This window comes from Acidobacteriota bacterium (genome assembly GCA_016712445.1).
Lineage (GTDB): Bacteria > Pseudomonadota > Alphaproteobacteria > Caulobacterales > Hyphomonadaceae > Hyphomonas.
The window spans coordinates 170,367-194,237 of the sequence record JADJRB010000002.1 but is presented as its reverse complement, the minus strand read 5'-3'; the positions used below and the strand labels follow the sequence as shown (position 1 = coordinate 194,237).

Here is a 23,871-nt window from a genome sequence, read left to right as displayed (position 1 = left end):
AAGAAGCATGCGCCGTGCCAGCGGGCTGCGGTGGCTATTCTGCGGAGATTCGGTCCACCGGATCAGTGCGGCCGGTGGCCTTCGACGGCGGAACCTGAACAGCAACCGAGCCCTTCATCTGCTTCGGATTCGGCTTGTTCTTGCGCTTGTCGCCGCCCCAGCCAAAGATCGAGGGCTTCTCGTCCATCTGGTAGTACTTGCGGTAAGCCTTGTAGGTGGCGCCCGGATCCTTGTGGTGACGGCGGCGGTTCAGGTCGACCATGTTGAGCGTCACGCCCAGCACGTCAGCCTTGAAGTTGCGCAGCAGCGTCAGCGACTGGCGCGCGGCCGAGCGGGCCGAATGGCGCCAGCGCACGACGAGGATTGTCTTGTCGGCCTTGCCGGCGACCACGCGGGCTTCTGCCATCAGCAGCAGCGGGCCGGTGTCGATCAGGATGAGGTCGTACATGGACCGCAGGCGGGCCAGCAGGTCATCAAAGGCACGGGTGCCGAACACGTCGTGCGGCGTGTGGCCGTTCGACGAGAGCGGCAGGATGTCGAGCATCGTCTTGCGGTCCTTCACGATCGCATCCGAAAGCTGGCCGGTGCCGAACAGGTGCTCAACGAAGCCGATGTCGGGTTTCAGGCCGGCGGTCTCCGTCAGTTGGCGGCGGCGGAAGTCGCCGTCGATGACAAGTGTACGCGAGCCCGACATCGCCGACATGCGTCCGAGCGACAGCGTCAGGCTGGTCTTGCCTTCGTCCGGCAGCGACGAACACACGGCGACCGTCTTGGTCTCGCTGTCGAGATCGGAGAACGCGATCGCCGCACGCAGGTAGCGGATGCTCTCGGCGTATGCGGATAGCGGGTTCTCGACCAGGAAGTCGGCCGGGTTCGTCTGCGACAAGCCAAGGAAGCTCGCCGTGCGGATCAGCGGGACGGAGCCGATCGGGTTGGCGTTCAGCTTGCGCTCGACGTCTTCGGTCGAGCTGACCTTCATGTCGAACATCTCGGCCAGCAGCGCGAGGCCGCCGCCAACGATACCGCCCAGGAGGCAGCCGATGATCAGGTTCAGCAGCTTCTTCGGCGAGCTCGGCGATTCCGGCACTGAAGCGCTCGACAGGATGTTGGCGTCAGCTGTGATCAGGGCGTCCTGTTCACGCGTCTGCTTGGAGCGCGCGAGGAATTCCTCAAGCAACACGCGGCTGGTCTCGGCATCGCGCTCAAGTTCGCGCAGGCGGACCAGCGCCTGGTTGTTGCCGCGCAGTTCGCCGGTCGAGCGGCTGATTTCGCCCTGGATCGAGCTGATCTGCGATTGGGCAACTTTCAGCTCGTTCTCGATGTTACCGGCGATGCGAGCCACTTCGGCATTGATCTGGCGGTCGATGTCGGCGGCTTCGTTGCGCGCGCTGATCAGTTCAGGGTGCTGCGGGCCAAGCTTCGTCTCGAGTTCGGCAACGCGGCGGTTGATGATGGCGCGCTGCGTCTTGAGGTCGGAGATGACCTGCGACTGAAGCACTTCCGTGATGCCTTCGGCACCTGCACCGCTGGCCATCTGGCGGCGCATGCTGTCGGCGCGCGCCCGTGCCCGGTCGAGGTCGACCTGCAAGGTGGCTTTCTGGGTGGTGAGGTAGGCAATCTGTTGCTCGGTCAGCGTCGCGCCCTGAGCCGCAAGCAGGCCGGACTCGGCGCGGTAGCTTTCAACGCGGCGCTCTTTTTCTTCGACTTCCTCACGCAGGCCCGACACGCGCTCGGAGAGCCATTCAGTTGCCTTGCGCGTTGCTTCGAACTTCTCTTCGAGCTGCTGGACGCGGTATTGTTCGGCGATTTCGTCGGCCAGGCGCGCAGCAGTCTCCGGCGACTCCGAGGCAACCTCAACCGTGATGAGATAAGTCGTGCCGACGCGTTTGACCGCGACCTTGTCGCGCAGGATGTCGACCGCGCTGGCAAGCAGGGCGGCATCCTTCTGCTCAGCCGTCATGCCGGCGAACGGATCTTTCGGCGGCTTGCCGCCCGTGAGCGCGCGCACCAGTCCTTTGACCGGCGACAGCAGCCCGGATTTCTTCGGACGCAGCGTGCTGTTGAATTCGGGATCCTCGACCAGCTTCTGCTGGACCGCCACGCGGGTGAGCAGCGACTTGGAGCCGAGCACCAGCACTTCGGTATCGACCACGGCCGTGTTGGCGCCGAGGCCCGAGAAGATCGCACCGAGATCGATGACGTTCTTTTCTTCTGTGTCCAGCTGGACCACCGTTTCCGCCTTGTAGATCGGCGTCTGGGTAAAAGTCACATAGGTGATCACACCAAAGGTGACGAGGAAGCCGGCCAGGATCATCCAGAAACGCCGGTAGACCATTCCCACCAGCGCCTTCAGGTCGAGCGGCGGCGCAGGAGAATGATCGCCCGAAGAGGCGTTCATGTTGGAGGGCAATTCAATCGAAAACGATTTGGACAAGGCACGGCCTCTGAAATGGAAGGTCCGGGAGCCGGCATCAGGCCAGCTCCCGGAAGGCAGGAAAAGTTACGGATACAGTTTCAGGCCGATGCCAAACTGCGTCTGACCGTAAGACGGATCACCAAACACTCCGGTTCCCGAGACATCGCGGTCGCGGTTGCGGGCAAAGACTTCCCAATGAACGCGCTTGTTCATCTTGTAGGTACCGACCACACCGAACTCGGTGTTTTTGTCTTCGCGGTCCGTTTCCTCGTAATCATAGTTCGAAATGCCGGCATAGCCAGAGAGGATGATGTTCCGGCGCAGTTCGTGGTCCACGCCCACGTTGAAGCGCGTTTCCGTGGCGCTCGGCGAGTCGAATGCACCGATATCAACCACGCGGCGGCCCGCATTGAAGTTGACCGTGGTGAGGCGCGAGGGGAACCAGTCCACATCGGCGTCCACCGACAGGCCGCTGACGTCTGCGAAGAAGTCGTCGTCCTTGTCTTCGTTCAGGTAGCCCACGGCGATATCGCCGCGCACCAGCGAGACGAGTTCGAAGTTCACACCGCCGGCAACCGTGTAGCCGGACGAGTCACGCGAGCGCGGCAGGCCGCCGAAGATCTGCGTGGTGTCGTATTCGCTTTGCGAGAACGTGCCCTGGCCAAACACGGCAAAGTTCGGCGACACGGCGTACGACAGGCGAGTGCGGCCCTGCGTGACCGAGCGGTCCCGGTAATCCTGGTCGATCGGGATGCCGGTGCCTTGCTGGTTGCTGTCCTTGTAGTTCTCGTCGCTGATGCCGAAGCTGTTGTTCCAGCGGACGCGGTCGCTCTGGTAGTCAGCGTCGACGGTCGCGCCGGTACGTGTGTACTCGATCGGGCGATCCGTGCCGAAAGCGTTGACGAAGTCGGCGCGCGGTTCGGCGCGGTCCTCGGCAAACACCGAGCCGCTGAGCGCGAAGGTGCGGGTCACGTCGAGGCGGCCGCGCACACGGCCCGTCAGGTCCGTCGTCGATTCATCGCTGAGGTCGAGGTATTCGTTGCGATAGGCCGAAGCGTCGAAGCCAATGGCGTGGACGCTCCAGTCGGTGGTCGCCGAAACGTCGGCGCCGACACGGGCGATCACGTCGGACTGCTCGTTGCTGGCCGAAGCGAAGACGTTGTCGTTCGACGTCACGCCGGCTTCCAGCTTGGATTTCACCACGAACGCGCCGAGACGGATGGGCTCCGGATCGAATTCAGGCTGCACGCGATCGCGTACGGCTTCGTACTTGTCGCGGCTGTAATAGTTGTCGGATTGACCCAGCGCGACCGGCGCAATCAGGGCGCAAGCGGCGACAGTCATCAGGCAAGTGCGTTTCAATTTGGACATTTCACCATTCCCCAGTTTCTCTGCGAGGCCGACATGGCCTGGGTTGTCTTCTCAACCCGTGCAAGTTCAATACCAGCCCGATCCCCCGCAACTGTCGGGAAAATTGGCTTGTCTAGCCGTTTACTCGGAAATCATTCCGAATTGAATATCGGACCCCCGAATATTCATTAATAAAACAGGCCAAGAGTTACTTTAATGCTTGGTAGAGGTAAGAACCGGCCTTACCGTGCCTCAAGACTCGCCTCTCGGGATATGTCCGGAAACTGACAAGTTAAGCATGCCGACACTCTCGCTCGCCCCTGCCTCTGTTGCGGATTACCGGCGCCTGGCGGAGCGCCGCCTGCCGCGTTTCCTGTTCGATTACCTCGATGGCGGCGCCTATGCCGAAGTCACGCTCGGCCGCAACGTCCGCGATTTCGAGCGTCTTGAACTGCACCAGCGCATCCTGCGGGATGTCTCAGCACGGACCACTTCGACACAACTGTTCGGCGCCGAATTAACCTTCCCGCTCGCCCTCTCGCCGGTCGGCCTGTCCGGCATGATGGCCCGGCGCGGTGAAGCGGCCGCGCGCAAGGTGGCGGGTGAATTCGGCATCCCCTACTGCCTCTCCACCCTGTCCGTCTGCTCGGTCGAGGAAGTCGCCGCCGCCGGCAGCGGCCCGCTCTGGTTCCAGCTCTACATGATGCGCGACCGGGGCGCCTGCGCCGACCTCATCCGCCGGGTGAAGGCGGCGGGCGTTTCCGTCCTTGCCCTGACGGTTGACCTGCCGGTCGTCGGCACCCGCTATCGCGATGTGCGCAACACCATGAGCGGCGGCGGCAACGCCTGGGCCCGCCTGCGCCGGGGGTTGATCTCCTACGCCCTGCACCCCGCATGGGTCATGGATGTGGGGCTCGGCGGCACGCCTCACGTCCTCGGCAACATCGCGCCCTACGCCGAAAGCGCCGCCACGCCGGCCGATTTCGCCGCCTGGGCCAATGCCTCGATCGACCCGTCGATCAGCTGGGCTGACCTCGCCTGGATCCGCAGCCAATGGTCTGGCCCGCTCGTCATCAAGGGCATCCTCAGCCCGCTGGACGCCGCCGAAGCCGTCCAGCACGGGGCAGACGGCCTGATCGTCTCCAACCACGGCGGGCGCCAGCTCGACGGCGTGGCCTCGACGATCTCGATGTTGCCGCGGATCGCCGACAAGGTCGGCGGCCAGACCAAGCTGATCCTGGACGGCGGCGTACGGTCGGGCCAGGACATCCTCAAGGCGCTCGCCTTCGGCGCCGATGCGGCGATGATGGGCCGGCCCTGGGTCTACGCGCTGGCAGGGGCCGGCGAGACCGGATTGCTAAACCAGCTCAAGGCCCTGCATGGTGAATTTTCGGTATCGATGGCGCTCACCGGCGTCACCGCCGTCGACCAGATCAGCCCCGACGTGATCGATCAGGCGTCCGGAATGGCGATATAGGTCTGCGGCCCTTCGGGCTGGCGGCCTTCAAGCACGCTCTTTTCCGGCGGCACATGCTTCAGCTGCGCCCGCAGCAGCGTCGGAAACGCTTCAAGCTGGCCCAGCGCAAATCCCCAGTCGAACACCCAGTAGGCATAAGGGCGCTTGGTAAACACCGGCCCGAACACGACCAGGGTAGCCGCCCGCACCAACCGCCATAGGCTGAACGCAAGGTAGCGCCACCAGGGCCGCATCCCGTAGCGGATGTGCAGCTTGACGTGTCCGCGCCCCCAGGTGCGCGCCTGCCGGAACCGGCCCTTCGCCGTATCGCGCAGCCGGTAGTGGACCAGCGCCTCGGGCACGAAGGTCAGCTTCATGCCCGCCAGCTGCACGCGCCAGCAATAATCAACGTCCCATGCCGACCCGATCCAGTCGGTCGGATCACCCACACGCTCATAGCACTTGCGGGTCATGCCGATCGCATTGCACGCCGCGAACGGCAGGTGCAGCGGGCCGATATAATCCGGCAAGCCCTCGCCGCGCGCCTGCAGCCCGCGATCCTTGCCCCAGGTCATCTCCGGCGGATTGAGTTTTTCGTATTCGAGCGCCGGCGCCGCAAAGTCGGTGGTTTCGAGCGCCTTCACCATGTGGCGCATCCAGTCCGGATCGCACGCGTCATCGGACTCGCACACGAGGATGACATCGCCGCGCGCGGCGCGGAACCCGACGGTATAGGAATGACCGACCGTCCCCTGCGGGCCTGTGCCGATATAGGCCTGCACAACGCGGATCGGCAGCCGGTCGGCATAGCCCTGGGCCATTTCGACCGAATTGTCCGTCGACCCGTTGTTGACGAACAGCAGCTCCCATTCGCCGGCATAGGTCTGCGCCACCAGCGAATCCAGCATCACTTTCAGCGTCGACGCCCCGTTATAGCAGGGCAGCACAACACTCACGAACATCCGATTTACCTCGTCCACACCCACACCAGCGCGCCCGGTTCATGCAACATTCTCGCCACCTTTGGCGGGAGGTTCAAGCCTCGTGCGTACAACCAGCACCAGAACGGGGCGAACATTTTCGTCGCACATCTTCGCCCGCGCGTGAAGGGCGCCGCGGTGCGCCTGCCGTTTACCAAAGTTGTGCGCAGTGCGGTTTGCGGCCCTGTCCGAGACGCCGCTTCCGTGCGAAGAAGACTGAGGCGGCGCGGCCCGGAAATGGCGCACAGGCCGTGTGCAAGCTGGCATGTCGCATGCATGTGCTGGTCGCGTGAAGGAGCTCACATTCCCATGACCATGAAAGTATTGTTCACCGGCGCCGACGGCTATATCGGCACGCTGCTTGGCCCCTACCTGCTGCAACGCGGCATCGAGGCTGTCGGCCTCGACACGGGTTTCTACCGGTCCGGCTGGCTGTATCCGACCAACGTTCCGCGCCCGATGATCCTGTCCAAGGACATCCGCTCGATCACGGCCGACGACCTGAAAGGCTTCGACGCCATCGCGCACCTCGCCGAACTGTCGAACGACCCGCTCGGCCAGCAGGACCCGGGCCTCACCCACGAGATCAACCATGGCGGCTCCGTCCACCTGGCCAACCTCGCCCGCAAGGCCGGCATCAAGCGCTTCGTCTACATGTCCTCCTGCTCCGTATACGGCGTAGGCAAACCGGACCAGATCCTCGACGAGACCTCTGACGTGAACCCGCAGACGGCCTATGCCGAATGCAAGGTGAAGGTCGAGAACGACCTGACCAAGATGGCCGGCGACGATTTCGAGCCCTGCTTCCTGCGCAATGCGACCGCCTACGGCGCCTCGCCGCGCCAGCGCTTCGACATCGTGCTGAACGACCTTTGCGGCCTCGCCTGGACCACCAAGAAGATCAAGCTCCTCTCGGACGGTTCGCCCTGGCGTCCGCTCGTCCACGCGCTGGACATGTGCCAGGCCGTGCACCTTTCGCTGACGGCGCCTGCCGATGCGATCCGCGGCCAGAAGTACAATGTCGGCTCGTCCGACCAGAACTACCGCGTCATCGAGATTGCCCAGATCGTCGCCAAGGAATTCCCCGGCTGCGAACTGGAAGTCGGCACGCAGGGCGCGGACAACCGCTCCTACCGCGTCAACTTCGACAAGATCCAGAAGGTCCTGCCGACGTTCAAATGCCAGTGGACGGCCGAGCTCGGCGCCAAGCAGATGCGCAAGGTGTTCGAAAGCATCAACATGACGGAAGAAGACTTCCGCGCGCCGCCCTACACGCGCCTGAAGATGCTCATGAAGCTGCGCGATGCGCACCTTCTTGACTCGAAACTCTTCTGGAACACGCCTGAACTCGCAACGGTCTGAACCCCATGATCATCGTCGATACCGCACTGAAGAAACGTGAAGCCGAAGGCCGTCCCATCAAGGTCGGCATGATCGGCGCAGGCTTCATGGCCTCGGGCATTGCCCTGCAGATTGCCAAGTCCGTACCCGGAATGGTGCTCTGCGGCATTGCCGCCCGCCAGCCGCAGCGCGGTGTCGACGCCTTCGAAGCCAGCCGCACGGGTGAAACCGTGGTGCTGGCCGAGACGGCTGCTGAAATCTCGGCCGCGATCAAGGCGGGCAAGCCGGTTGTCACCACCGATCCGGGCGCCCTCGCCCGCGCCGAAGGCCTCGATGCCATCATCGAAGCCACCGGCTCGATGGACTACGCGCTCGAAGCCGTCGAAGGCGCGCTCGAAACGGCCAAGCACGTCATCCTGATGAACGCGGAACTCGACGGCACGGTCGGCCCGCTCCTGAAGGTCAAGGCCGACAAGGCCGGCGTCGTCATTACCAACGTCGACGGCGACCAGCCCGGCGTGCAGATGAACCTCTACCGTTTCGTGGAATCCATCGGCGTGAAGCCGGTGCTCTGCGGCAACATCAAGGGCCTGCAGGACGAATACCGCACCCCGGACACCCAGCGCGGCTTTGCCGAGAAATGGGGCCAGAACGTCAACATGGTGACCTCCTTCGCGGATGGCACCAAGATCGCCTACGAGCAGGCCATCGTCGCCAATGGCACAGGCATGCGCGTCGCCAAACGCGGCATGATCGGCCCTGACCCGACGGGCAAGAACCCCACCCTGCCGCTGCGCCCTCTCGAGGATTTCGTCGAGATGCTGGCCCCGCACATCGATCCCAAGGGCCCCGGCATCGTCGACTTCGTTGTTGGCGCCCGTCCCGGCCCCGGCGTGTTTGTTCTGGGTACGCACGATGACCCGCGCCAGGCTCACTACCTTAACCTCTACAAGCTCGGTCAGGGCCCTTACTACCTGTTCTACACGCCCTACCACCTCTGCCACTTCGAAGTGCCGCTCACGGTGGCCCGCGCCGTGCTGTTCCACGATGCGGCCCTGACCCCGCTCGGCGCACCCACCGTCGGCGTCATCACGGTGGCCAAGCGCGACCTGAAAGCCGGCCAGACCCTCGACGGCATCGGCGGCTTCGACACCTACGGCCAGGCCGAGAACGCCCGGGTCGTTCACAAGGACCGCCTCCTGCCGATGGGCCTCGCCGAAGGCTGCACCGTGAAACGTGACATCGCCAAGGATACGGCGCTCACCTTCGCCGACGTGACCATTCCCGCCGGCCGCAAGATCGACGCCTACTATGCCGAGATGGAACGCCATTTCGGCCTGGTCCCCGCCAACGCGACCGTCTGACCACGGACGGACAGGGTGAGGCCATGACCGAAGTCGATACTGTCGTCATCGGCGCCGGCGCCGTCGGCCTCGCCTGCGCCGCCGCCCTCGCCCGCGCAGGCAACGAAGTCCTAGTCCTCGAAGCGGCGAATGCCATCGGCACAGGCACGTCCTCGCGCAACAGCGAAGTCGTCCATGCCGGCCTCTACTATCCGACCGGCAGCCTGCGCCACCAGTTCTGCGTCGATGGCCGCCGGCGCCTCTACGCCTGGATGGAGTCGCACGGCGTCGCCCATCGCAAGACCGGCAAGCTGATCGTCGCCACCTCCGACGCCCAGATCGCCAAGATGGAAGGCCTCCACGCGCAGGGCGAGCGCAATGGCGTCGAAGGTCTCTCCTTCCTCTCCGGCGCCGAAGCCATGGCGATGGAGCCCGCGCTTTCCTGCAAGGCCGCGGTCCTCTCCGCCGAAACCGGCATCCTCGACAGCCACGGCTACATGCTCTCGCTTCAGGGCGAACTCGAAGACCATGGCGGCGCCATCGCCTTCAACACGCCGGTCACCGCTTCCGAAATCCTGCCCGATGGCCGCTTCCGCATCGAAGCAGGCGGCGCCGAACCGATGACGCTGGTCGCCCGCCAGGTCGTCAACAGCGCCGGCCTCTACGCCGTGCGTACCGCGCGCGCGATGGAAGGCTATGACCCCGCGCTCCTGCCGCCCTTCACGCTCGCCAAGGGCAACTATTTCAGCTGCACCGCCCGCTCGCCGTTCCAGCGCCTGATCTATCCGGCTCCGGTCGATGGCGGCCTCGGCGTGCACGTCACGCTCGATCTCGGCGGCCAGATGCGCTTCGGCCCGGATGTCGAATGGCTGAACACGGACGATCCGGACACGATCGACTACACCGTCGATATCCGCCGCGCCGACAGCTTCTACGCCGCCATCCGCGAATACTGGCCGGCGCTGCCCGACGGCTCGATCACGACAGCCTATTCCGGCGTGCGCCCGAAGATCTCGCTGCAAGGCCAGCCCGCCGCCGACTTCCAGCTCGACGGCCCGGCCCGCCACGGCCATGCCGGCCTCGTCCACCTCTTCGGCATCGAAAGCCCCGGCCTGACCAGCTCACTCGCCATCGCCGAGGCGGTCGCGACCGCGCTGAAGGGCTGAGCAGCAAAGAAAAAGGCCCGCCTCGAAAGGCGGGCCTCGCAGGTTGCGTCCCTCAAACCTCAGCCCGCGTAATCCGGCCAGTTCTGATCCTTGTCCGACATGTCGGTCGGCGTCAGCGGCCACTTGATGCCGAACGCCGGATCGTTCCAGCGCACGCCGCCTTCGGCCGATGGCGTGTATTTTGCCGACACTAGGTAAGTCACCTCGACATGATCAGACACCGACTGGAAGCCGTGGGCGAAGCCCTTCGGCACCAGCAACTGGCGTTTGTTCTCGTCATTCAGCTCGAATGCTTCCCATTTCTTGTAGGTCGGCGAGTCCGGCCGCAGGTCGATGATGATGTCGACAATTGCGCCGCGCAGGCAGCGGATCAGCTTGTCCTCACCGTGCGGCGCGCGCTGGAAGTGCATGCCGCGCAGCGTGCCCTTGTTGGCGGAGTAGGAAGTGTTCTGCTGCACGAACTCGGTCGGCAGGCCGTGCGCGGCGAACTCGTCGACGCAGAACGTGCGCGCGAAGAAGCCGCGATCATCGCCCCGGCGTTCGAGGTCGATCAGCATCGCGTCTTTCAGCGTGGTTGTGTGAAATTTCATCGAATTACTTCCCCTTCTTCAGCCAGGGCGCGCCCTTGGCATACAGTCCCTCGAGCACCTGGCGGTCGCGCACCGTGTCCATCGCCTGCCAGAAGCCGTGATGGCGATAGGCGGCGAGCGCATTGGCCTCGACCAGCCGGTTCATCGGCTCCTGTTCCCAGACGGTGGCATCGTCATCGACGAGGTCGAACACGTCCGGCTCGCACACGAAGAAGCCGCCATTGATCAGGCCCACATCCACCGAGTCCTTCTCGCGGAAGGCCTGCACACGGTCCGTTTCCGAGGAGAGCCCCAGCACACCGAAACGCCCCGGCGGCGAAACTGCCGTCACGGTCGCCTTGGCGCCGGATTTCTTGTGGAAGTCGATCAGCGCCGTGATGTCGACATCCGACACGCCGTCGCCGTAGGTCAGGCAGAACGTCTCGTTGCCGATCACCTTGCGGGCCCGTTTCAGGCGCCCGCCGGTCATCGTGTCGATCCCGGTGTCGAGCACGGTCACTTTCCAGGGCAGCGCCTGCTTGTCGGACCAGAGGATGTCGCCGGTGCCGAGATCGATGGTGAAGTCGCTCTTGCGCCAGTGATAGTTAAGGAAATAGTCCTTGATGAACCCGACCTTGTAGCCGCCGAGCACCACGAACTCGGTGATCCCGTGTGCCGCATACATCTCCATGATGTGATGCAGGATCGGCCGGTCGGCAATCTCCACCATCGGCTTCGGCCGCAGGGCCGTTTCCTCGCTGAGGCGTGTGCCGAAACCGCCTGCAAAAATCACTGCTTTCACGCCGGAATCCCTTCGTTGCATGACCATCCGTACCGGAACGGGATACCCGAGCCGTACCGGAAGAACCTTAACGCAGGGTCTGCATTGCCTATGCCAGCGCGAGCAGGCGCCGGGCGATTTCCTCGATCCGGGTCCAGTTGCCGGCCGCAATGTCCGCCTGGCCGGCGATCCATGAACCGCCGATGGCGAACACGTTCGGCAGGTCGAGATAGGTTTTCACCTCGGCTTCGCTGATGCCCCCCGTGGGCATGAACTTCAGGCGCGGCAGCGGCCCGGCCAGCGCCTTCAGCGCCGGCGCCCCGCCCGCGATCGAGGCCGGGAACAGTTTCAGCCGCTCGAAGCCTTCCTCATGGCGCGCCATCGCCTCGCTGGCCGTCGCAATCCCGGGCACCATGACCCGTTCCCGCCCCTTCAGCGCCTCCCGCAAGCCCGGAGACATGCCCGGCGAAACGAGGAACGCCGCCCCGGCGCCCAGGGCGTCGTCGACATCCTTGCCCGTCAGCACGGTACCGGCCCCGACCATCAGCTCCGGCGCCTCGGCCTTCATGGCCTTGATCGCCGCAAGCCCTGCCGGCGTGCGAAGCGTCACTTCGGCAATCGTGATACCCGCCTTCACCAATGTCCGCGCCAGCGGCCCGGCCTGTTTCGCGTCGTCCACCACGATCACCGGCACGACCGGCGCCTTCTTCGCGGCGGCATCAAGCTTTGCAACGGGATCGGACATCGGCGGCCACCGGAACAACTGGAGCGGGGCGCCTCTCGGGCGCTGTCAACGTTGTAGTGGCGCGTGTCGGAGGGCTTTTCAAGCACCCAGCGGGGTTTTTGGCCGCCGGTGTCAGCGCCGGGTCAGGCCGCCTTGCCCGCCGCAGCGGGCCGCGAGGCCGACCGGTCCAGCACGCCCGGCCGGTCCCAGTCCCCCTCCGGCCGGATCACCTGCAGCGGATCGGCCCGGATCGTCAGCGCCTCGGCGTGTGGCGCGATGGGAATTTCCATTTCGGCATAGTCGAAATCCGAAAAGGCGAAGTTCTCACGGCCCACCACCAGCCGGCACCGGAACACCCGGCTCCACACCGGCCAGAGCCGCGACTGGATCTGCGCCAGTGCCACGCGGTATCCCTTGCGCGAGATCACCTCGCAGACCTGCGCCATCAGCACCCGCAGCGCCGCTGTACCCCTGTAGGCTGGCAGCACCGTTGACCGCTCGATCTTGGCGAAGTCCGCAAACCAGCGCACCCGGCATGTCCCGGCAGGCCGGTCTCCGTCGCGCACGAGAAAATGCGTGCACGAGAAGTCGTTGCCGTCATACTCCTCCTCATACGGACAATCCTGCTCCGCGAGATAGACCGCCGCGCGCAGGGCCATCGCCTGCTGGTAATCTTCCAGCGTGCGCGCCGGCCCCGCCGAGAATTGCGCCAGCATCTGCGGCTCCAGCGGCCGCGTCAGCGACAACTCACCAAACGATGGATAGGTTCTCACGCAGCTTTCTCCTGCGACACCGGCAGGGCTTCCTGCCCCCAGAGTTCCGGCAGGCCGCCTTCGATGGGCGAGAAACCGAGCGACGCCATCGAGCGCTTGCCTGCGTCCGTCGCCCCGCGTGCGAAGCATGGCACCGGCGCGAAGAATTCCAGTCGCGTTACGCCCGCCGCCATCATCACGGCCCGCCGCGCATCCCGCGTCACGCCGGCATACACACCGATATAGACCCCGCCGCACGGCTCGCCTTCGCAGGCAAGGTGCGCCAGCCCCGGCCAGGACGGAACGAAGCTGCCATCGCGCACCGCTGCCACACCGGCCAGGCTGAGCGGTACAGTGATGAACACGCCCTCCACCGGATCGCCGGTCACCCACCCGGCCATGCCTGTCAGCCCGTCGATCCAGCGGATCGATTCCGGCGTCGCCATCACCTGCTCGGTCAGGTGCTCGGCCAGCGCGAGGCCGGACTGCAAATCGTCAAACGTCGCCCTGCGAAATCCGAACTCCGCGGCGCGCCGGGCGAGCCCGGCATAGTCGATCAAAACCTCGGTCATCAAAGCCTCCGCGTGCACACCCGCAGCGTGCAAATCACGAAAACTCTCTCACACGTTTTAATATATCGCAAGCCGAAACTCGCGTTCTGGTTGTGAATGGATCAGGCCACCAGGCCCTGCAGCTGCGCGGCCGTTTCACGCGCCTGTTCCGGCGAGCCGAACAGCTGCCGGTTCACGCCGATGCGCTTGTACCAGTAGTGCAGCCCGACCAGATCGGTGAAGCCCATGCCGCCATGCACTTCGGTCGCCGTGCGGGCGATGAAGGTGCCGGCTTCCGCCATGTAGCTCTTGGCGAGGTTCGCCATCATGGGTCCCTCGCCATCGCCGGTGTCGAGCGCGTGGGCGGCATGCCAGATCAGTGCCCGCCCCGGCTCAAGCTTCGCAGCCATTTCGGCGCACATGTGCTTGACCGCCTGGAACGATCCGATCACCCGTTCGAACTGCTTGCGTTCCGCTGCATAGGCCACTGCCTTGTCGATCATCGCCTGCGCCGCGCCGAGCGTGTCGGCAGCGACGAGCAGGCGAGCAAGCGCAATGAAGCGGTCATCGGCCCGGCCGCTGGCCGCAGGCTTTGCGCCGTCCAGCTTCACTTCATGGAACGTCCGTGTCCGGTCGATCGTCTGCATCGGCACAAGGGCCGCATCGGACGCATGGATGATGTGCAAGCCACCTTCGCCGTCTGCCGCCAACAGGTGCGTGGCGCCGTCTGCGTCGAGCGCGAGCAATGACGTTCCAGAGAGCTTGCCCGCCTTGAGCGCAAGCCCCGCGCCATCCCGGCGTGAGAACAGTTCCGTCAGCGCCAGACCGGCCTTGACGTCGCCTGCCGCAATCTGTCCCTGAACGGACGGACTGTGCGCCAGCATGCTGGCCGTCACCGCGCTTGCCAAGAAGCGCGACGGGGCAATGTGGTAGCCGAGCTGTTCCTGAACAAGGCAGGCATCGAGCATGCCGAGGCCAAGGCCGCCAACCGCTTCCGGCACCAGCAGCGCGGCGAGGCCGAACTCGGACAGGGCCGTGTCCAGGGAAGCATTCGCGGCAGCGTCGCCAACCGCGATCTTGCGGATCTGGTCGAGCGAGGCGGCGCCGGCGAGAACGCCCTTCAGGCTGTCCTGCAGCAGGCGCTGGTCTTCGGAGAGTGCAAATTCCATGTGCCTTATGCCTTCGCCAGTTTCGGCTCGCGCGGCATGTTGAGGCCGCGTTCCGCAATGATGTTCTTCTGGATTTGCGCCGTACCGCCGCCGATGATCAGGCCGAGATCGTACATGTACCGCCACTGCCAGCTACCGTCCGCACGCAGATGGTCGCCCTCCTCATAGAGGATGCCGAGTTCGCCGAGCGCATCGATCGCAAGGCGCGCGATCTCGTGGTTCAGGTCGCAGCCATTCAGCTTCACGATCAGGCCGGCAAGCCCCGGGCTCTCGCCCTTCAGGCGGCTGGTGGTGATGCGCAGGCCATTGGCCTGCATGGCATAGACTTCCGATTGCAGCTTCATCAGCCGGTCGCGCAGATGGGGATTGCTGATCAGCGGTTGGCCGTTGACCGTTTCGGTTTTCATCAGCGTGACAAGTTCGAGGAAGCGCGCCTTGGTCGCGTTCGGATCGCCCAGCATGCCGCGCTCATGGGTCAGCGTGGCATTCGCCACCTGCCAGCCCTTGTTGGGCGCATTGATCACGCCGCTCTTCGGTACACGGACATCCGTGAAGAAGACCTCGTTGAAGTTCGCGCTGCCGGTCATGTCGACCAGCGGGCGGATTTCGATGCCGGGCGTCGTCATCGGGAAGGTGATGTAGGTGATGCCCTCATGTTTCTTGGCCGTCGGATCGGTCCGCACGAGGCAGAAGATCATGTCCGCCTGCTTGGCGGTCGAGGTCCAGATCTTCGAACCGTTGATCACATAGTGGTCCCCGTCTTCCACGGCTGCCGTGCGCAGGGCTGCAAGGTCCGACCCTGCGCCGGGCTCCGAATAGCCCTGGCACCAGATCATCTCGCCTTCGATGGTCGGGCGGATATAGGCCTGTTTCTGCGCCTCGGTGCCAAGCTCCAGCAGCGTCGGCACCAGCATCGCAATGCCCTGCCCCGACATCGGCCCCGGTGTGCGCGTGCGGGCGAATTCTTCGGCGATGATGCGGGCCTTCAGGATATCCGGTTCGGCGCCATAGCCACCATACTCTTTCGGGATGGTGCGCGCGGCGAGACCGTTCTGGATCAGCAGTTTCTGCCAGGCGATCCGCTTCGGGTTCTTGTACCCCTTGTCATCGGCCGTCGGGGCAAGGTGGCGGTTCTTCGCGAGCGTCTCGGAGACTTCCGCGCGAAAGGCTTCGTATTCTGGGGCGAGGTCGAGTTTCATGCGCGCATTACAAGCGCCTGCCCCAAGGTCCGGCAAGAGGGACGCTTGCGCGACGTTGCGTAAGGGTTCTTAGCTTCGGTCCAGAAACCCCTGAGGAGGAACAAGAGATGCCCGTCGAATACGTCAAGAAAGGCAATGTTGCCGTCATCACCATGAACCGCCCGGAAGCCCGCAACGCCATCAACGGCGAGATGGCGGCGACCATGGAAGCGGCGCTGGACCAGATGGAATCGGACCCGGAAGTCTGGGTCGGCATCCTCACGGCCGTCGGCAAGGCCTTCTGCGCCGGCGCTGACCTGAAGGAAATCTCGGCCGGCAATGGCGGCGCCCTCTCCACCAAGAAGGGCGGCTTTGCCGGCATCGCGAAGCGCGAGCGCACCAAGCCGCTGATCGCCGCGATCACCGGGTCTGCGCTGGCCGGCGGCACGGAAGTGGCGCTCTCCTGCGACATGATCATCGCCGCCGACGACACGAATTTCGGCCTGCCGGAAGTGAAGCGTTCGCTGGTGGCGGGCGCCGGCGGCCTGTTCCGCCTGCCCCGCGTGGTCGGCAAGGCCGTGGCGCTGGAAGCCATCCTGACGGGCGATCCGCTGTCGTCGCAGCGCGCCTATGAACTCGGCATGGTCAACAAGGTTGTGCCGGAAGCGCAGGTGATGGACGAAGCGATGAAACTCGCCGCGCGGATCACCGCCAACGCGCCGCTGGCCGTGGCCGCCAGCCGCGCCGTTGCCATCGAGGCGACGACGAAGACCGATGACGAACTCTGGAAAGACAGTGGCAAGGCCTTCGCTAGCATCGTCGGCACCGAAGACTACAAGGAAGGCCCGCGCGCCTTCATCGAGAAGCGCGCCCCGGTCTGGAAGGGCAAGTAAGCATTTCGCGTAGTTTGAATTCAGGGCCGCCGTTTCGGGAAACCGGAGCGGCGGTCTTGTTTTGGGATGTGGGGCCGGGAATTCCGGTTCAAGTGCGATCCTCTCCGCAGGCCCCTGCGGGTTGGGTGTTGTTTGGCTAACCCCTCGCATTCCCTACACGTCGTAGAAATAGGCGATGGCAAAGCAGCTGATCAGGCCGATGATGATATTCATTGGGATGCCAATCTTGAGGAAGTCCGAGAAGCGGTAGTTGCCGGCGGCATAGACCAGCGTGTTGGTCTGGTAGCCGACCGGCGAGGCGAAGCTGGCGCTGGCGCCGAACATCACCGCGACGACAAGCGCGCGCGGCTCCACGCCGATCAGCGCGGCGAGCGAGATGACGATGGGCGTGAGGATGACGGCGACGGCGGCATTCGTGACGATCTCCGTCAGCAGCGAGGTGAGGAAGTAGACCGCGACCAGCGCCCAGAAGGGCTGAAGCTGGGTGAACACCGGCACCACTGTTTTCACCATCAGGTCGACCGCGCCCGACGACTGCATGGCCGCGCCGACGACCAGCATGGCAATCACGAGTCCGAGCACGCTTGAATCAAGGGCGCGCCAGGCGTCCTCGATGGTGAGGCAACCGACGAGCAACATGACGCCAAGGCCGATGATGCCGGCGACCGGCAGAGACACCATACCGGTCGCCGCCAGCGTGACGACCAGCGCGATGATCAGGATCGCGGCGCCAGCCCGCGCGCGGCGATAGGCCCGCTCGGCGAGTTCGCGCGTGATGATCAGCGGCGAAGACGCGGCCAGCGCGTCGATGGCGGACTCTTCGCCTTCCAGCAGCAGGTGGTCGCCAGCCCGCAGGCGGGTCGAGGCGAGTTGCGGGCCCGGCTGGTTGCCGTGCCGGGCAATCCCGCGCAGCCGGATCGGCTGGGTGGAGAGATAGCTGAGCTGGTCGGCGCGCCGGCCGATGTTCGGATCGTTCGCCGACAGCACACCCTGCACCCGGATCGGCGCATCGTCCGGCGGCAGCGCCCGGCGCACGAGGCCGGTCGACAGCTTGCCCTTCTCGATCAGGGTCAACAGCTCCGGCAGGGTCATGCGCGCCGAGAGACGGTCGCCGGGCGCGATCATGGCGTCGCCGGCTTCCCCGGATTCGGCATCCTTGTTGGCCCGCGTGTGGGTGACCACCGAGATGCCGGGCGGGCGCGTGACGCTGGCTTCGGCAGCGGCGGGTAGTGACAGGTCGGTCAGGAAGAGCATCGGCTTGTCAGGCTTGCGGTCCGGCTCGCCGCCGCCGGGCAACAGGAAATAGCCGAGCACCAGCACGGCGGGAATGCCGGCCGCGAGCACGGCGAGGCCGACGCCGGAAATCTCGAAGATCGAGAACGGCTCGAGTCCGGCGCGGGCCGCGACGCCGGAGACGATCAGGTTGGTCGACGTGCCGATCAGCGTCAGCGTGCCGCCCATGATCGACACATAGGAAAGCGGTATCAGCAGGCGCCGCTTGGCGATGCCGAGCGTTTCGGCGAGCGCAATGACGATCGGGATGAGAACGAGCACGACGGCGGTATTGTTGACGAAGGCAGACGCCAGCACGGCGATGGCCGCCATCAGGCCCAGGGACACGAGGCCCGCGCGCTCGGCAGCAGAAACGACAAGCGCGGCCAGCCGGTCGAGCACACCGGTACGCTGCAGCGCGGCAGTGAGCATAAACAGGGCGGCGATCGAAATCGGCGCGGAGTTCGAAAAAGCCCGCAGGGCTTCCTCTTCCGGGATCAGGCCAAAGGCGAAACAGGCGGCTGCGCCGATGACGGCGGTCGTGACCGGCGGCACGCGCTCCAGCACGAACGATACGATCATGCCCGCGAGGATCAGCAAGGCGATCAGCGTCTGGTGCGCGGCCACAACGTCCGCGACGGCTTGAAACATACGAATCCCCCGGCGGCGCTATCTGGCGGGCAAGGCCCTTTTGCATCAACGGGGCCGGAGGCAGAAGGTTCCGGGCGGGCAAGCACGATTGGCCGGACGCGGGGGTGAGCCGGCCGGTTTCTGGTTCTTGATGTGCGCTCTCCGCAGACCCCTGCGCAGGCAGGGGTCCAGGTGTTCTGCCTTGAGGGTTGCGGCTGGATGCCTGCCTACGCAGGCATCTGCGGAGAGGGTGTGCGGGTCCTTGTCTGGGTCCCGGCATTCGCCGGGATGACACGGGGGGTGGGCGTCGAGCCCGCTCTATCCTTCGACTTCGCTCAGGATGAGCTTCGCGAGGGGGAGTCTAGGAGGTGTTGGGCGTGGCGAGGGCGCAGGCCCCCTCCATCACCTGCGGTGACAGCTTGCCCGCGTAGCGAGGGAGGATGGCGGCAGCGAGCGCCTCAATGTCGAGACAGGCCGGAACGGCAGACTCCCACGCGGGGTCCGTCAGGGGACGGAAGGTTCGTTGGGCGGGCTTATAGGCGTTCGGGTCTGGCTGGGGGACGGCATAGTGGATGGAAACGAAGCCCCATTCGTTGACCGAGTAGAGCGCGTTCCCGATTCCGTAGGCGTTGAACCAGCGGAGCAGGCGGTTCAGTTCCCACCAGAGGATCAGCCAGCACAGCGGATGCACATGCGCGAAGAAGGGCGCGAAGTGCGGGTGGCTGCGGAGGCGGGCGATGGAGTACATGCCGCGCAGTATACCTCCGCGTGCGGAGGGGTGGCGTAAGTTTTGGCCAACTATTTTATAACCCGCTGGCGCGCTTCGCTATTTTGTTTCGCGCAGGGGGCAAAAGCGTTGCGTAAGTCCGCCCCAAAGCAAAAAGGCCGCCCTTGTGGGGCGGCCTTTTCCGTTCGGCTTCTTGCGAAGCTTACTTCTTGATTTCCGACACAACGCCGGCGCCGACGGTGCGGCCGCCTTCGCGGATGGCGAAGCGCAGGCCCTTGTCCATGGCGATCGGGTTGATCAGCTCGACGTCCATTTTCACGTTGTCGCCCGGCAGCACCATTTCCTTGTCGGCCGGCAGTTTCACGATGCCGGTGACGTCCGTGGTGCGGAAGTAGAATTGCGGACGGTAGTTGGTGAAGAACGGCGTGTGACGGCCACCCTCTTCCTTCGTCAGGATGTAGGCCTCGGCTTCGAACACCGTGTGCGGCGTGATCGAGCCCGGCTTGCACAGCACCTGGCCGCGCTCAACGCCTTCGCGCTCAACGCCGCGCAGCAGCGCGCCAATGTTGTCGCCGGCCTGGCCCTGGTCGAGCAGCTTGCGGAACATTTCAACGCCCGTGCAGGTCGTCTTGACGGTCGGGCGGATGCCGACGATCTCGATCTCTTCACCGACCTTGATGATGCCCTGCTCGACGCGGCCGGTCACAACCGTACCGCGGCCCGAGATCGAGAACACGTCTTCGACCGGCATCAGGAACGGCTTGTCCAGCGGACGCTCAGGCGTCGGGATGTAGGTGTCGACGGCTTCCATCAGCGCGAGGATCGCCTTCTCGCCGATTTCCGGATCGCGGCCTTCAACGGCGGCCAGCGCCGAGCCCTTGATGATCGGGATGTCGTCGCCCGGGAAGTTGTAGGACGAGAGCAGGTCGCGCACTTCCATCTCGACGAGCTCGAGGAGTTCGGCGTCGTCGACCATGTCGACCTTGTTGAGGAACACGACCAGCGCCGGCACGCCGACCTGGCGGGCAAGGAGGATGTGCTCGCGCGTCTGCGGCATCGGGCCGTCAGCAGCGGAGCAAACCAGGATGCCGCCGTCCATCTGCGCGGCGCCGGTGATCATGTTCTTCACATAGTCAGCGTGGCCGGGGCAGTCGACGTGCGCATAGTGACGGTTGGCCGTCTCATACTCGACGTGCGCCGTGTTGATCGTGATGCCGCGCGCTTTCTCTTCCGGCGCCGCGTCGATGTCGGCGTAGTTCTTCGCCGTCGCACCGCCGGATTTCGCCAGGATGATCGTGATCGCTGCCGTCAGCGTCGTCTTGCCGTGGTCAACGTGGCCAATCGTGCCAATGTTCACGTGCGGCTTCGTACGCTCAAACTTTGCCTTGCCCATAGGGCCTCTCCTCTTTCCAGGTCTGCGCCCGGCATTCCGGACGAGGTTTAACCAAACTTAAGTCAGGCCACCTGCCTGCTGATCGCGCGTCATACCCATGTCGCCTCCCGTATTCAAGCGGGCTTGTGACAGTCGGGCGACCTATTTCGCAGGCCTTGCTCCGGCGGGCCCGGGAGCCGATAACGCCGGGCAATTCCCTGAACCGGCGCGGAGACTGCCCGTGAGAGACAAACTGAACGCCCATGCCGCGCGCCTTGCGGGCCACGCCCTGTCTGAACTGGCCTCGGCCCGGGCTGGCGAGACGCCGCTGGCGGCCGCAGGCTGGCAGGTGAGCCTCGCCCGCCATTACCTTGACGCGGACGCCGAAGCCGACCTTATGGCCTTCGGCGAAGCGGCCGGCCTCAGCGGCGCGGCGGCGCGGCTGTTCGGCGCCGAAATCGTCAATCCGTCGGAAGGCCGCCCTGCCCTGCACTGGGCGCTGCGCGCGCAGGAAGCGCTGACCGGCGAGGCGGAGGCCGTGCGGGTGGGGCTGCGCCCGGCGCTCGAGTTTGCCGCCAAGGTGCGCGCCGGCGAGGTGACCGCCGTTCCGGGCGGGCGGTTCAAGGCCGTGCTGCATATCGGGATCGGGGGCTCGGATTTCGGGCCGCGCCTGATTGCAGATGCGTTCGAAGACTGGGCCGATGCCGACATCAAGCTGAAGTTTGCCGCCAACGTCGACCCTTACGACCTCGACCGGGCGCTGGCGACGCTGGATCCGCGCACGACACTGGTGGTGGGCGTGTCGAAGTCGTTCGGCACGGAAGAGACGCTTTATAATGTCGGCCGGGCGCTTGCCTGGCTGGAAAAGTCGCTGGGTGAGGACGCAAGCCGTCACCTGGCGCTGGTGACGGCGAACCCGGCGAAGGCGACCGCCTGGCTGGGCGGGCGCGAGGCGCACCTGTTCGACATGCCGCTGTCGGTGGGCGGACGGTTCTCGTTCTGGTCGGCGGCGTCGCTCGCCTGCATGATCTCGCTCGGGCCGAACGTGTTCGGGGAGATCCTGGCAGGCGCCGCCGAGATGGACGCGCATGCGCGCAAGGCGAAATTGCAGGACAATGTGCCGATGCGGCTGGCGCTGATGGATTTCTGGAATGCCTCGATCCGGCTGGCGCCGATGCGGGTGGTGCTGGCCTATGCCAGCCGGCTCAGGATGCTGCCGACCTACCTGCAGCAGCTGGAAATGGAATCGAACGGCAAGTCGGTCGGGCCAACCGGCCAGACGGTGCCGCCGCCGACCGCGCCGGCCGTGTGGGGCGGTGAAGGCTCGGTCGGGCAGCACTCGTATCACCAATGGCTGCACCAGGGCTCGCAGGCGGTGCCGTGCGAGTTCATCCTGGCGGCGGATCGCAGCCGCGATGCGGAGGGCCTTGCGGCGCTGACTTCGCATGCACTGGCGCAGGCGGAGGTGCTGGCGAACGGGCGCAGTCTGGCGGACGTGGAAGCTGAGGAGCCTGGCCTGCCGCCGGGCGTCGCGGCGCAGAAGGTGCATGCCGGCGGACGGCCATCGACGCTGCTGTCGCATGCGTCGTTCGGGCCGAAGGCGTTCGGTGCGCTGATCGCGCTGTACGAGCACCGCACCTATTTCGCCGGTCACCTATGGGGCCTGAACCCGTTCGACCAGTGGGGCGTGGAGCGCGGCAAGACAATGGCGGCGCGGCTGAAGCCGGCGCTGGTCGCGCCGGAGAAGGCGGACGATCCGGTGACGGCCGCGCTGATCCGGATGATCAAGTAGGGCATGCCGGTCACGCGGTTGATCCGGGAACAGACGATCGGCGAGACGCGCTGGGTCGCGCTGGATGCGCGCGGCGTGCCGGCGGCGCTCTACCTTGAGCGCGCCGGTGATGCACGGCGCGCCGTGATCGGAACGCAGGCGGCGGCGCGGGTGCGGCGCAGCGATGCCGCGCTGGGCGGGGTGTTCGTCGATCTGGGCGCGTGCGGCGAAGCGTTCCTGCGGCTGCAACCGGGTGAGACGCTGAACGACGGCGCCGCGGTGACGGTGGAAGTGGCCGCAGAGGCGCGGCGGGGCAAGCTGGCGCGCGTGCGGGTGGTGGACGGCGCAGCGCCGGCGGGTGCGGGGCCGGACCGGTGGCGGGCATCCCTGAATGGCGGCGCGGCGGCCCCTGTAGAAGATGCCGCGCCGGGTGACCCGGCGGTGCAGGCGGCGTTCGACGATGCGCTGGCGGTTTCGGTTACGCTGACGGGCGGCGGACGGCTGCATGCGGAGCGCACCGAAGCGCTGGTGGCGGCGGACATCGACACGTCGGGGCGCACTGCGCGCGGCGGGCGGGCCGCAAACGCGTTGGCGGTGAACTTCGCAGCGGCAGAGGAACTGGCGCGGCAAATGCTGCTGCGCGGTTGGGGCGGGCTGGCGGTGCTGGACTGTGTGGGGCCGGTGAACAAGGACGCGGGCGGACAGGTGCGGACAGCTTTTCTTGATGCCTTTCGGGACCTGTCGCACCGGCAGGTGAAGGCGCTGGCGCCCTCCCCGTTCGGCCTGATGGAGATTTCGGCGGACTGGCAGCTGACGCCGCTGGCGGAGCGGCTGCGGGATCCGGACGGGCGCGACTCGCCGGAGACGATGGCGCTGGGCGGACTGCGCCAGCTGGAAGCGGCGGCGCGGCAGGCGCGGATGGGACGGCTGTGCCTGGCATTGCCTGCGGCTGCGCATGCCTGGCTTGGCGCAAGCGGCCTGAATGCTGAGGCCCGGCTGGCTGACGTGTATGGCGCGCGGTTGACCATCGAGGGCGGCGGCGCAGATAGTGCGACTGTGAGAACCGTTCCGTGAGCAAGCCCTTGCCGCCAGAACTCCGCCAGCCGAAATGCGCCCGGTGCCGCAAGCAGCCGGTGAACGCGGTGTATCGGCCATTCTGTTCCAAACGCTGCGCCGATGCCGATCTCGGCAGCTGGCTGAACGGCAGCTACACGATCGCCGGCGGCCCGGTTGCCGACGCTGATGACGCGCCGCCGGGCGCGTCCGGCGTGCCGGACGAAGATCACTGAAATCGGCATGGACAAGGCCGGGGGGCTTCGTTAAGTAGCCGCTTCCCCAAATGGCCCGCCCGGGTAGCTCAGGGGTAGAGCAGCGGATTGAAAATCCGCGTGTCGGTGGTTCGATTCCGCCCCCGGGCACCATTCAGGCTT

Annotated in this window: 21 protein-coding genes and 1 tRNA gene; 9 read left to right on the top strand and 13 right to left on the bottom strand. The window is 65.5% G+C overall.

Going from position 1 to position 23,871, the window contains the following annotated elements; all coding sequences use genetic code 11:
- Positions 1–34: 34 nt before the first annotated feature.
- Both IPK75_13895 and IPK75_13890 read right to left on the bottom strand, forming a co-directional pair.
- The gene (locus IPK75_13895) at positions 35–2,398 is read right to left on the bottom strand and encodes an AAA family ATPase (GenBank protein ID MBK8199441.1); all 2,364 of its coding nucleotides are present in this window, start codon (positions 2,396–2,398) and stop codon (positions 35–37) included.
- A gap of 102 nt (positions 2,399–2,500) precedes the next feature.
- On the bottom strand, positions 2,501–3,787 hold the full coding sequence (locus IPK75_13890; GenBank protein MBK8199440.1) for an outer membrane beta-barrel protein: 1,287 nt from the start codon (positions 3,785–3,787) through the stop codon (positions 2,501–2,503).
- 277 nt (positions 3,788–4,064) lie between these two features.
- Between IPK75_13890 and IPK75_13885 the strand changes: the two genes are divergently transcribed.
- The gene (locus IPK75_13885; protein ID MBK8199439.1) at positions 4,065–5,243 is read left to right on the top strand and encodes an L-lactate dehydrogenase; all 1,179 of its coding nucleotides are present in this window, start codon (positions 4,065–4,067) and stop codon (positions 5,241–5,243) included.
- Here the strand turns inward: IPK75_13885 and IPK75_13880 are convergent.
- Positions 5,219–6,184, bottom strand: coding sequence for a glycosyltransferase family 2 protein (locus IPK75_13880; protein ID MBK8199438.1), 966 nt, complete (start codon positions 6,182–6,184; stop codon positions 5,219–5,221). The two genes, IPK75_13885 and IPK75_13880, sit on opposite strands and share 25 nt — an antisense overlap.
- A 327-nt stretch (positions 6,185–6,511) precedes the next feature.
- On the opposite strand from IPK75_13880, the gene IPK75_13875 reads away from it, so the two are divergent.
- The 3 genes from IPK75_13875 to IPK75_13865 are packed head-to-tail and all read left to right on the top strand — an operon-like array spanning position 6,512 to position 10,052.
- Positions 6,512–7,564, top strand: a complete 1,053-nt coding sequence (locus IPK75_13875) for an SDR family oxidoreductase (GenBank protein MBK8199437.1) — start codon at positions 6,512–6,514, stop codon at positions 7,562–7,564.
- A 5-nt stretch (positions 7,565–7,569) separates the two neighbouring features.
- Positions 7,570–8,907 carry an NAD(P)-dependent oxidoreductase gene (locus IPK75_13870; protein MBK8199436.1) on the top strand — a complete coding sequence of 446 codons (1,338 nt, stop codon included), beginning with the start codon at positions 7,570–7,572 and terminating at the stop codon, positions 8,905–8,907.
- Between the two features lie 23 nt (positions 8,908–8,930).
- On the top strand, positions 8,931–10,052 hold the full coding sequence (locus tag IPK75_13865) for an NAD(P)/FAD-dependent oxidoreductase (protein ID MBK8199435.1): 1,122 nt from the start codon (positions 8,931–8,933) through the stop codon (positions 10,050–10,052).
- A 59-nt stretch (positions 10,053–10,111) separates the two neighbouring features.
- On the opposite strand, the gene rfbC is transcribed toward IPK75_13865, so the two are convergent.
- The 7 genes from rfbC to IPK75_13830 all read right to left on the bottom strand — a co-directional run bounded on the left by rfbC (position 10,112) and on the right by IPK75_13830 (position 15,797).
- Positions 10,112–10,642, bottom strand: coding sequence for a dTDP-4-dehydrorhamnose 3,5-epimerase (rfbC, locus tag IPK75_13860; GenBank protein ID MBK8199434.1), 531 nt, complete (start codon positions 10,640–10,642; stop codon positions 10,112–10,114).
- A 4-nt stretch (positions 10,643–10,646) separates the two neighbouring features.
- Entirely contained in the window at positions 10,647–11,423 is a 777-nt protein-coding gene (gene rfbF / locus IPK75_13855; GenBank protein MBK8199433.1) for a glucose-1-phosphate cytidylyltransferase, read from the bottom strand.
- A gap of 88 nt (positions 11,424–11,511) precedes the next feature.
- Positions 11,512–12,147 (bottom strand): bifunctional 4-hydroxy-2-oxoglutarate aldolase/2-dehydro-3-deoxy-phosphogluconate aldolase, encoded by a 636-nt coding sequence (gene eda / locus IPK75_13850; GenBank protein ID MBK8199432.1) that lies wholly within the window; start codon positions 12,145–12,147, stop codon positions 11,512–11,514.
- Between the two features lie 122 nt (positions 12,148–12,269).
- Entirely contained in the window at positions 12,270–12,842 is a 573-nt protein-coding gene (locus tag IPK75_13845) for an N-acetyltransferase (GenBank protein MBK8199431.1), read from the bottom strand.
- Positions 12,843–12,895: 53 nt separating this feature from the next.
- On the bottom strand, positions 12,896–13,450 hold the full coding sequence (locus tag IPK75_13840) for a hypothetical protein (protein ID MBK8199430.1): 555 nt from the start codon (positions 13,448–13,450) through the stop codon (positions 12,896–12,898).
- A 101-nt stretch (positions 13,451–13,551) separates the two neighbouring features.
- Entirely contained in the window at positions 13,552–14,598 is a 1,047-nt protein-coding gene (locus IPK75_13835) for an acyl-CoA/acyl-ACP dehydrogenase (GenBank protein MBK8199429.1), read from the bottom strand.
- A gap of 5 nt (positions 14,599–14,603) precedes the next feature.
- Positions 14,604–15,797, bottom strand: a complete 1,194-nt coding sequence (locus tag IPK75_13830) for an acyl-CoA dehydrogenase family protein (GenBank protein ID MBK8199428.1) — start codon at positions 15,795–15,797, stop codon at positions 14,604–14,606.
- Positions 15,798–15,904: 107 nt separating this feature from the next.
- Here IPK75_13830 and IPK75_13825 point away from each other — a divergent pair, with 107 nt between their 5' ends.
- Positions 15,905–16,669: a crotonase/enoyl-CoA hydratase family protein gene (locus tag IPK75_13825; GenBank protein ID MBK8199427.1), complete on the top strand. Its 765-nt coding sequence runs from the start codon at positions 15,905–15,907 to the stop codon at positions 16,667–16,669.
- Between the two features lie 153 nt (positions 16,670–16,822).
- Here IPK75_13825 and IPK75_13820 read toward each other — a convergent pair whose 3' ends face one another.
- From IPK75_13820 to tuf, 3 genes are all read right to left on the bottom strand, one after another.
- The gene (locus tag IPK75_13820; protein MBK8199426.1) at positions 16,823–18,592 is read right to left on the bottom strand and encodes an SLC13/DASS family transporter; all 1,770 of its coding nucleotides are present in this window, start codon (positions 18,590–18,592) and stop codon (positions 16,823–16,825) included.
- 340 nt (positions 18,593–18,932) lie between these two features.
- Positions 18,933–19,319 (bottom strand): hypothetical protein, encoded by a 387-nt coding sequence (locus IPK75_13815; GenBank protein MBK8199425.1) that lies wholly within the window; start codon positions 19,317–19,319, stop codon positions 18,933–18,935.
- A 181-nt stretch (positions 19,320–19,500) separates the two neighbouring features.
- Positions 19,501–20,691 (bottom strand): elongation factor Tu, encoded by a 1,191-nt coding sequence (tuf, locus tag IPK75_13810; GenBank protein MBK8199424.1) that lies wholly within the window; start codon positions 20,689–20,691, stop codon positions 19,501–19,503.
- A gap of 220 nt (positions 20,692–20,911) precedes the next feature.
- On the opposite strand from tuf, the gene IPK75_13805 reads away from it, so the two are divergent.
- The 4 genes from IPK75_13805 to IPK75_13790 all read left to right on the top strand — a co-directional run bounded on the left by IPK75_13805 (position 20,912) and on the right by IPK75_13790 (position 23,862).
- Entirely contained in the window at positions 20,912–22,462 is a 1,551-nt protein-coding gene (locus IPK75_13805; GenBank protein MBK8199423.1) for a glucose-6-phosphate isomerase, read from the top strand.
- A gap of 3 nt (positions 22,463–22,465) precedes the next feature.
- The gene (locus tag IPK75_13800) at positions 22,466–23,515 is read left to right on the top strand and encodes a ribonuclease E/G (GenBank protein MBK8199422.1); all 1,050 of its coding nucleotides are present in this window, start codon (positions 22,466–22,468) and stop codon (positions 23,513–23,515) included.
- Complete coding sequence (gene yacG / locus IPK75_13795) at positions 23,512–23,730, top strand: DNA gyrase inhibitor YacG (GenBank protein MBK8199421.1); 219 nt, start codon at positions 23,512–23,514, stop codon at positions 23,728–23,730. Before IPK75_13800 ends, yacG begins: the two co-directional genes overlap by 4 nt.
- 57 nt (positions 23,731–23,787) lie before the next feature.
- Positions 23,788–23,862: transfer RNA gene (locus IPK75_13790), tRNA-Phe, on the top strand.
- Positions 23,863–23,871 lie beyond the last annotated feature (9 nt).